The following is a 6,756-nucleotide window of genomic DNA, read 5'->3' as shown; positions in this document are numbered from 1 at the left end:
CGCTTGGCCCGCCCACGTGGTCCGAGTGGTCCGGGCGGTCCGGGTGGTCCGCGGGGGTCACCGGGACACCCGCCGGGCCGCGCGGGCGCCCCGCAGCACGCCCGCGATCGGCGCGCCCCACGTCAGCACGGCCACACCGTGCTGCCGCATCGCCTCCAGCCGCACGTCGTGCTCCAACCGGATCACCTTCAACGCGCTCTCCCCCCACGGCGTCTCCGGGTCGGCCACCAACGGGTCCGGCAGCACGTCCACCGCCAGCACGAGGTTGCCCCGCCGCGCGGCGTGCACGGCCAGCTCCACCACCTCCGCGTCGAGGAACGGCGACAGCACCACGACCAGCGCGCCGTGCGGCACCTGCTCGGGCCGCAGCACGGGCCGCTGCCCCCACCCCGCCGACCGCGCGCACACCACCAGCTGGTTGCGCAGCCGCAACAGCTGCCGCCGTCCCACGCCGGCACGCGCGCCCAGTTGCGGTCGGCCCAGGTCGGCCAGGCTCACCCGGTCGCCCTGCCGCAGGTAGCCCGCCGCCAACGACGCCGCCGCCCGCACCGCGAGGTCGAGGCTGCCGCCCTGCCGGACCGTCGTCCCGCGCGCGGCCAGCGACCACTCGCCGAGCGACCGGCCGACCGTCGTCGCCCGTGACGGCGTCGCCCACTCCCCGAGCGCCGCGCCGACGTCCTGCCGGGTGTCCAGCGCCAGCACGACGTCCGCGTCCGCCTCCGCGTGGTGCTCGCGGACGTGCAGGTTGGTGCCCTCGGCGGAGCCCGCCATCGCGCTGGCCCGCAGCGACACCCGCCAGTCGATCCGCCGCAGCCGGTCGCCCGGCTGGAACGCGCGGATGTCGCGCAGCTCCACCGAGTCGCCCAGCGGCCGCGCCCGGTGCGCCCCCACCAGGCCCACGGCCCGCGCGGGCAGCAGACCGGCGGGCAGCGCCTCCACCGGCGGCAGGATCACCCGTCCCCGCTCGGGCGCGGTCACCGGACCGTGGACGAGCAGCGCGTCCGGCCCGGCCACCAGGTGGTCCGGCCGCAGGTCGACGCCCTCGCCCCACGCGTCACGGCGCAGCACGACCTCGATCTCCCGCGCCGACGCGGGCAGCAGGTGCACCGGGCCGACGCCCTGGCCGACGCCCGGCAGCCGGATCGCCATCACCTCGCCGCCCACCGCCGGGTCGACCTCCACGACCGACTTGGCCGCGCCGATCTCGCCCGTCCGGGGCAGTCCCCGCACGCGGACCCGCGGCGCGCCGGCGACCGGCGTGACCAGCGCGAGGAGCGTGGAGATCAGCAGCGGCGCGCCGAACAGGACCAGCTCCACCCGGTGCAGCAGCCCGCCGACGACGACCATCCCGACGCCCAGCACCAGGCCGCGCACCAGAGCGTCGGTGGGGTGCCAGCGCGCGCCGCGCCCGCCGGTGAACGCCTCGCGCAACCGCTCCACCCTGCTCACGACGGGCGCCGGTTCACGAGCGGGTGCTCGCCGGGCCGGGCACGCGGCCCAGCAGCTCGGTCACGACCTCCACGCCGGTGACGCCGGACGTCCACGTCTCGGGGCGGAGGGTGAGCCGGTGCGCCAGCGCGGCGACCGCGCACTCCTTGACGTCCTCGGGCAGCACGAAGTCCCGCCCGTCCAGCACCGCCAGTGCCCGTCCCACCAGCACCAGCGCCAGCGCGCCGCGCGGTGACGCGCCGACCTCGACCGCCGCGTGCGACCGGGTGGCCGACGCCAGGTCCACGCAGTACCGCAGCACGTCGTCGTCCACGGACACCTGCTCCACGCCGTGCTGGAGCTGCCGGAGCCTGGCCGCGTCCAGCACCGGCTCGACCTCGGTCTCCTCGCGCTGCCGGACGAGCCTGCGGCGCAGCACCTCGACCTCCTCGGCGGGCGGCGGGTAGCCGATGTCCAGCCGCAGCAGGAACCGGTCCAGCTGCGCCTCCGGCAGCGGGTAGGTGCCCTCGTACTCCACCGGGTTCGCGGTCGCCAGCACGTGGAACGGTCGCGGCAGCGCGAACGTGCGGCCCTCGACGGTGACCTGCCGCTCCTGCATGGCCTCCAGCAGCGCGGACTGCGTCTTCGGCGGGGTGCGGTTGATCTCGTCGGCGAGCAGCAGGCCGGTGAACAGCGGGCCCTCGCGGAACGTGAACTCGCGGTCGCCGGGGTTGTACAGGAACGAGCCGGTGACGTCGGCGGGCAGCAGGTCGGGCGTGCACTGGAGGCGCTTGAAGTCCAGCCGCAACGCCTGCGCCAGCGACCGCGCCATCAGCGTCTTGCCCAGGCCGGGCACGTCCTCCAGCAGCACGTGACCGCCCGCGAGGATCGCCGCCAGCGCCAGCCGCAGCGACCGCTCCCGCCCGACGACGACCGTGCCGACGGCGGCGAGCACCGCCTTGGCGCCGGCCGCGATGGTCTCGACGCCCACCCCGGCTCCGGCGTCGGAGACGGCGTCGGCTTCGGCTTCGGCTCTGGCGTCGGTTCCGGCTCCGGCGTCGGCTCTGGCGTCGGTTCCGGCTCCGGTGTCCGCTCCGGGTCCGACATCGGCAGAGGTCACAGGTTCTCCAAGAGGTCGGCGAGCTTCGACGGCTCGGGCAGCGGGGCTTCCGGGTCGGTGAGCAGGCGGTGCAGCTCGTCGCCCAGCACCTCACGGGCTCGGGGGTGGTGGAGGTCGGGCACGCCGTGGACCTGGCGCAGCCGGGCCTCCGCCAGCCTGCGCAGCCGGGGCTGCACGCGCGTGGTGAACCGGTCCTGGCTGACGGAGGCCTCGGCGAAGCGGCTCGCGAGCGTGCTGGCCTTGGCGGACGTGGCGGTGGAGACGTGCACCGGCTGCGGCGACCACACGACGTCCGTGGCGCGCGGCAGGCGTGCGGCGAGCAGGCCCAGCGCGCCGACGGGCAGCGCGACCAGCGCCGCCCACGGCCACGGCGCGCCGACCCGGTTCAGCACGAACGCCGTCACGGCGGCAACCACCACCGCGAGCCCGGCGGCCCGCGTCACGCTGCCCACGATCGGCGTCACCGGAGGTCCCTCACGATGTGCTCCAACGCCTCGGTGGCGGTGCGGGCGTCCGCCTCGGTCACCTCGGCCGTGCCGAACCGGGCCCGCTGGTAGACGCGCTTCAGCGTGCCGGCCGCGCCCTCGTCCACCCGGTAGCGGCGCAGCAGGTCGCCGGTGAACTCGGTGGGGGTCTGGTGGCCCTGCCGCGGCACGCCGCTGTCCTCGGCCGCCCGTTCCAGGGCGAGCCAGGCGGCGATCACCGCGTCACCGGGCGGCCGGTTCGCGTGGTCGCGCAGCTCTTCCAGGGCTTCCGCGGCCCGCCGCACCAGGGCCGCGGGCGGGTTCGCGCGCTCGTCGGCCGCGTCGGCCGCGTCGACCGCCGCCCCCACGCCGCGCCGCCGACGCCACCGGAACGCGCCGAGCGAGACCAGCAGCGAGAGCACCGCGACGACCACCACCACGCCGAGGACGACCAGCACGACGAGCAGCGACCCCGTCACCGGCGAGCCGCCGATCTCCGTGTCCAGCGGCGAGGCGGAGTCGGGCACCAGGGTGGTCGGCCGGTCGTCGTCGTCCGCGGGCCGTTCCACGTACCGCACGGGTGACGTCCCGCGCGCCGCGAGCGCGATGAGGCCGAGCGCCGACCCGACCGCGAGGACGAGCGCCAGCCGGGGCTTCACCTCCCCAGGATGCCCGTCACCGGCCCGCCGCGGCCGGTATTTCCCCAAACCGCCCGCGCGATCCCCCCACCGCCCGAAGTCGGACGGGGGTCCTAGGCGCTGGCCAACGGCTGGATCCGGGCCAACTCGTGCGCCAAGTGGTCCTTCTCGCGTTCCAACTCGTAACGGGACTGCAGGTTGAGCCAAAACCTCTCGGACGTCCCGAAGAACCTGGCCAGGCGCAGCGCGGTGTCCGCCGAGACACCCCGCTTGCCGTGCACGATCTCGTTGATGCGGCGTGGCGGAACCCCGATGGCGACGGCGAGGCGGTGCTGGGTCACGCCGAGCGGCTCCAGGTACTCCTCGGCGAGGATCTCGCCGGGGTGAACGGGGGGCATGACTTCGTCGGTCATCCTCGCTCTCCCTTCAGGGGTAGTCCACGATCTCGACTTTCTCAGGCCCCGCGTCCGTCCAGTGGAAGCAGATGCGCCATTGCTGGTCGATCCGGATGCTGTGCTGCCCCGCACGGTCCCCGTGGAGCTTCTCCAAGCGGTTGCCGGGTGGCACCCGCAGGTCTTCCAAGGTCTCCGCCGCGTCGAGGATGGCCAGCTCGCGCAAGGCGACCCGTTGAACGTTGGGATCAAGTGCCCGTGAACGACTCCGCTGCCATACCCGCTCCGTCTCCCTGTCGGCGAACGACCGCAACACCTGTCAACGCATAACGCATGCCGTTATTAACGGCGAGCGTTATGCCAGTCGGACGGGGTCAGCCGAGGCCGGAGGCGGCCTTGGCGGCGCGCAGGACGTCCTGGAGCATGGGTTGGGTGAGCTTGCCGGTGAACGTGTTCTGCTGGCTCACGTGGTACGAGCCGAACAGGTGCAGCGGCGCGCCGCCGTCCTGGGCCGCCAGCGTGACGTGCGCCCCGTGCCCGAACACCGGCCTCGGCCGGGGGACCTGCCAGCACGCGGCCAGCACCGGCAGCACGGCCTGCCAGCCGAACGCGCCCAGCACGAGCACCGCGCGCACCGTCGGGCGGAGCAGTTCCAGTTCCCGGATCAGCCACGGGCGGCAGTTGTCGCGTTCCTCCGGGGTCGGCTTGTTGGCCGGCGGCGCGCACTTCACCGGGGCCGTGATGCGGGCTCCGACCAGCTCCAGGCCGTCGCCGACGTGGGTCGCCGTCGGCTGCGTCGCCAGGCCGACCGCGTGCATCGCCGCGTACAGGAAGTCGCCCGACCGGTCGCCGGTGAACATGCGGCCGGTGCGGTTCGCGCCGTGCGCGGCGGGCGCCAGGCCGACGATCACCAGGCGCGCGTCGGCCGGGCCGAAACCCGGCACCGGGCGTCCCCAGTACTCCTGGTCGCGGAACGAGGCCCGCTTGACCCGCGCCACCTCCTCACGCCACGCCACCAACCGCGGACAGGCACGGCACCGGGCAACCTGGTGGTCAAGAGCGGCAAGCGGCAACACCGACGACGACTCCGAATCGTAGAGTTCGACCATGACCGACAAGGACACCGGCGACGAGCAGGCGGCCAAGGACAAGCTCGGCGACGAGCAGGACCTCCCGGCCGACGACCTCGTCACCACCCAGCACAGCATCACCGTCAAGCGGCGCAAGCTGAACTACACCACGACCACCGGTCGGGTGGTGCTGCGCCAGGAGGTGCTGACCGAGGGCAAGTTCGACGGGCACCTGCCCAAGGCCGAGGTGTTCGTCACCGCGTACACGCTCGACGGGGCCGACCCGGCGAAGCGGCCGGTGACGTTCGCCTTCAACGGCGGGCCCGGCTCGTCCAGCGTGTGGCTGCACCTCGGGGTGCTCGGGCCGCGCCGGGTGGTGTCCGGCGACGTCGGCGAGCTGAACCCGCCGCCGTACGACCTGGTCGACAACGCGGAGACGTTGCTCGCGCACAGCGACCTGGTGTTCATCGACCCGGTGTCGACCGGGTACTCGCGGGCGGTCAAGGGCGAGAAGCCCGGCCAGTACCACGGTTTCCAGGGCGACCTGGAGTCGGTCGGCGAGCTGATCCGGCTGTGGACGTCCCGCAACGGGCGGTGGATGTCGCCGAAGTTCCTGGCGGGCGAGTCGTACGGGACGACGCGGGCCGCGGGCCTGGCCGACTACCTCCAGTCGCGGTACGGGATGTACCTCAACGGGCTGATGCTGATCTCGTCGGTGCTGGACTTCACCACGCTGGACTTCAGCGAGGGCAACGACCTGCCGCACACGCTGTTCCTGCCGACGTACGCGGCGATCGCGCACTACCACGGGCTGCACGGCGACCGTGCGCTGGAGGACGTGCTGGCCGACGCGGAGGACTTCGCGTCGCGCGACTACCCGTGGGCGCTGGCGCGCGGCAACCGGCTGTCCGCGGAGGAGCGCGCGGCGGCGGTGTCGCGCCTCGCGGCGTTGACGGGCCTGAGCGAGGACTACGTCGACCGGGTGAACCTGCGGATCGAGCACGTGCGGTTCTTCACCGAGCTGCTGCGCTCGGAGCGCAAGGTCGTCGGCCGGCTGGACTCGCGGTTCACCGGTCCCGACGCCGACTACGGGCGCGAGCACTTCAGCGAGGACCCGTCGTACTCGGCGATCCTCGGCCCGTACACGGCGGCGCTGAACCACTACGTGCGGGCGGAGCTGGAGTACGAGAACGACCTGCCGTACGAGATCCTGACGATGAACGTGCGGCCGTGGTCGTACAAGGAGTTCGAGGGCACGCACGTGACGGTGGCGGACAAGCTGTCGTCGGCGATGCGCGCCAACCCGCACCTCAAGGTGCACATCGCGTACGGCTACCTGGACGGCGCGACGCCGTACTACGCGGCCGAGCACGTCGTGGCGCACCTGCGCATCCCCGACGAGCTGCACGCCAACATCGAGGCCGCGTACTACCCCGCCGGCCACATGATGTACGTCCACGAGCCGAGCCGGGTCCAGCAGTCGACGGACCTGGCCGCGTTCGTCCAGTCCGCCTCGAACCGCTAGACCACCGCCGCGCGCGGACCGGACCGCGCCCGGTCCGCGACGCGTTCGCTCCACCGCGGCTAGGTGTACTGCCCTGGGAGGTTGTGGGCGGTTCGACACGTAGTCGGATGATGTTGGAA

At 73.7% G+C, this 6,756-nt stretch carries 8 protein-coding genes; 1 reads left to right on the top strand and 7 read right to left on the bottom strand.

The window, feature by feature from the left end; all coding sequences use genetic code 11:
* Window positions 1–57 precede the first annotated feature (57 nt).
* The 7 genes from ACFQ3T_RS33125 to ACFQ3T_RS33095 all read right to left on the bottom strand — a co-directional run bounded on the left by ACFQ3T_RS33125 (window position 58) and on the right by ACFQ3T_RS33095 (window position 5,151).
* Window positions 58–1,449, bottom strand: coding sequence for a DUF58 domain-containing protein (locus ACFQ3T_RS33125; RefSeq protein WP_380729512.1), 1,392 nt, complete (start codon window positions 1,447–1,449; stop codon window positions 58–60).
* A 13-nt stretch (window positions 1,450–1,462) separates the two neighbouring features.
* Window positions 1,463–2,419: an AAA family ATPase gene (locus ACFQ3T_RS33120; protein ID WP_380729510.1), complete on the bottom strand. Its 957-nt coding sequence runs from the start codon at window positions 2,417–2,419 to the stop codon at window positions 1,463–1,465.
* Between the two features lie 125 nt (window positions 2,420–2,544).
* A complete protein-coding gene (locus ACFQ3T_RS33115; protein WP_380729509.1) occupies window positions 2,545–3,012 on the bottom strand; it encodes a hypothetical protein in 468 nt (155 codons plus the stop codon).
* Window positions 3,009–3,671 carry a DUF4129 domain-containing protein gene (locus tag ACFQ3T_RS33110; RefSeq protein ID WP_380729507.1) on the bottom strand — a complete coding sequence of 221 codons (663 nt, stop codon included), beginning with the start codon at window positions 3,669–3,671 and terminating at the stop codon, window positions 3,009–3,011. The genes ACFQ3T_RS33115 and ACFQ3T_RS33110 overlap by 4 nt, the downstream gene beginning before the upstream one ends.
* A gap of 92 nt (window positions 3,672–3,763) precedes the next feature.
* Window positions 3,764–4,063, bottom strand: coding sequence for a HigA family addiction module antitoxin (locus ACFQ3T_RS33105; protein WP_380729505.1), 300 nt, complete (start codon window positions 4,061–4,063; stop codon window positions 3,764–3,766).
* Between the two features lie 13 nt (window positions 4,064–4,076).
* Window positions 4,077–4,358, bottom strand: coding sequence for a type II toxin-antitoxin system RelE/ParE family toxin (locus tag ACFQ3T_RS33100; RefSeq protein ID WP_380729503.1), 282 nt, complete (start codon window positions 4,356–4,358; stop codon window positions 4,077–4,079).
* A 58-nt stretch (window positions 4,359–4,416) separates the two neighbouring features.
* Window positions 4,417–5,151 carry a uracil-DNA glycosylase gene (locus tag ACFQ3T_RS33095; RefSeq protein WP_380729501.1) on the bottom strand — a complete coding sequence of 245 codons (735 nt, stop codon included), beginning with the start codon at window positions 5,149–5,151 and terminating at the stop codon, window positions 4,417–4,419.
* Between ACFQ3T_RS33095 and ACFQ3T_RS33090 the strand changes: the two genes are divergently transcribed.
* Entirely contained in the window at window positions 5,150–6,637 is a 1,488-nt protein-coding gene (locus tag ACFQ3T_RS33090; protein ID WP_380729499.1) for a S10 family peptidase, read from the top strand. The two genes, ACFQ3T_RS33095 and ACFQ3T_RS33090, sit on opposite strands and share 2 nt — an antisense overlap.
* Window positions 6,638–6,756: the final 119 nt, after the last annotated feature.

Origin of the sequence: Saccharothrix hoggarensis (assembly GCF_042678885.1) — a bacterium.
GTDB lineage: Bacteria > Actinomycetota > Actinomycetes > Mycobacteriales > Pseudonocardiaceae > Actinosynnema > Actinosynnema hoggarensis.
The sequence above is the reverse complement of the archived record's forward strand: the minus strand, read 5'-3'. Positions and strand labels throughout refer to the sequence as shown.

Coding starts and splice junctions, on each gene's coding strand:
- ACFQ3T_RS33105 (WP_380729505.1), bottom strand. CDS start 4,063: ATGACCGACGAAGTCATGCCCCCCGTTCACCCCGGCGAGATCCTCGCC.
- ACFQ3T_RS33090 (WP_380729499.1), top strand. CDS start 5,150: ATGACCGACAAGGACACCGGCGACGAGCAGGCGGCCAAGGACAAGCTC.
- ACFQ3T_RS33095 (WP_380729501.1), bottom strand. CDS start 5,151: ATGGTCGAACTCTACGATTCGGAGTCGTCGTCGGTGTTGCCGCTTGCC.